Genomic DNA, 1,300 nt, shown 5'->3' with positions numbered 1-1,300 from the left:
GCTTGGATTCCAGCAGTCGTCGCAACACCAGCGGCGAGGAGCGGAGATGCCGGCGAGGAAGTACACCGAGCAGCAGAGGTTGGCGTTTCTGGCGTTGATCGATCGGGGCGGATCGGTGCGGGCAGCTGCGCTGGCCGTCGGCGTGAGTCCGGATCGCGGCTACCGGTGGATGAAGCAGGCAGGGTTGTCGACGCCGCGGAGCACGCAGCGCAAGCACACCCCGGAGGACAAGGCGGAGTTCTTCAGACGGCTCGCTGTGAGCGGCAACGTCTCGGCGGTCGCACGCGAACTCGGCTTCAACCGGGTCACCTGCTACGCCTGGGCGCATAAGGCGGGGATCTTCACGGGCGCTTATGCGGACGCGAAGCGGCAGGAGTTCCTCAAGCTTCGACGTGAGGGCGTTTCGCGCCGTGAGGCCGCCCAACGGTTGGGCGTCGAATCTCACCAGGCACTGGACTGGGACAAGGGCATCCGCGTGTTCTCGAAGGGCCGGATCTACCCCGACGGCAGAGTGGTGCTCTACCGGCCTGAGGAGGTCCTGGCGAACGTGAAGAACCCGAGAACCGCATGGGTGCAAGGCGAACGCGTCCCCCTCGCCCGTGTCGAGCAGATCATCGATGCTCGCTACCTCAGCCTCCTCGAGCGAGAACGGCTGAAGGACCTGATGATGACGGGTCTGTCGATCCGGAAGATCGCAGCGATGATGGGCCGGGCGCCTTCGACGATCAGCCGCGAAGTCAGACGCAACACCGTCAGCAGGAGCGGCTATCTGCCTCACACGGCGCACCGCGTCTCCGTGAAGCGGCGTGAGCGCCCGCGGGCAGCGAAGCTCGCGCTCGACGGCCCTCTGCGGGACTATGTCGCCACCAAGCTCAAGAAACGATGGTCGCCGGAGCAGATCCGTCATCGCCTTCAGCGAGACTTTCCCCATGACCCGGGGATGCGCGTGAGCTGCGAGACGATCTACCAGGCGATCTACGTCCACGCGCATGGAGAGCTGAGACGCGAGTTGGCAGGCTCGCTGCGTCGCGGTCGTTCGCGCCGCAAACCGCACCGTGACCCGCAGACGCGCACGAGCAGGTTCATCGACGAGATGACACCGATCTCAAAGCGCCCCGCCGACGTCGAAGGCCGCACGATCCCAGGGCACTGGGAAGGCGACCTGATCGTCGGCGCCGGCAGCGGTTCAGCCGTCGCGACACTCGTTGAAAGGACCACACGCTACGTGGTCCTCGGCCATCTTCCGATTGAGCGCACTGCCGATGCTGTTCGCGACAGCCTCGTTACCGCGCTGCAGGGG

At 65.8% G+C, this 1,300-nt stretch carries 1 protein-coding gene; it reads left to right on the top strand.

The annotated features are described in order from the left end of the window. Window positions 1-46: 46 nt before the first annotated feature. Window positions 47-1,300: IS30 family transposase (locus KZA10_RS15530; RefSeq protein WP_218683335.1), on the top strand; the 1,254-nt coding region annotated here is incomplete at its 3' end.

This window comes from Microbacterium sp. BF1, assembly GCF_019279095.1.
GTDB lineage: Bacteria > Actinomycetota > Actinomycetes > Actinomycetales > Microbacteriaceae > Microbacterium > Microbacterium maritypicum.
Note: the sequence above shows the minus strand (reverse complement) of the source record. Positions and strands in the feature narration are given on the sequence as shown.